Annotated in this window: 1 protein-coding gene; it reads right to left on the reverse strand. The window is 69.6% G+C overall.

The window, feature by feature from the left end; genetic code table 11:
• Positions 1 to 293, reverse strand: a 293-nt coding sequence (locus AVW09_RS16005) for an NADP-dependent isocitrate dehydrogenase (protein ID WP_197462676.1), incomplete at both ends; no start/stop codon positions are given.

Genomic DNA, 293 nt, shown 5'->3' on the forward strand with positions numbered 1-293 from the left:
CGCGCGAGCGTGTAGCGCGTGGCCTCGGCCGGCGGGAGGATCAGCAGCTCGAGGCCCTGCGTGTCGATCGTGGCGAGGGCCTGGTAGACCTTCGCGATGATCTGCGCGTCGTGGGCGCGGTTCACGTCGAGCCAGAACACGGCCGGGACGTTCGTGGCGCGGGCACGGCGGACGGCCAGGTTCACCCAGTCGACGATCGCGACGTACTTCGTCTGCGTGGCGCGCCAGATGTCACCGGGCTGGACGTCGTGTTCGATGACGACGTTGCCGTCGCCGTCGACGATCTCGACGCG

Source organism: Microbacterium sp. T32, assembly GCF_001619615.1.
Lineage (GTDB): Bacteria > Actinomycetota > Actinomycetes > Actinomycetales > Microbacteriaceae > Microbacterium.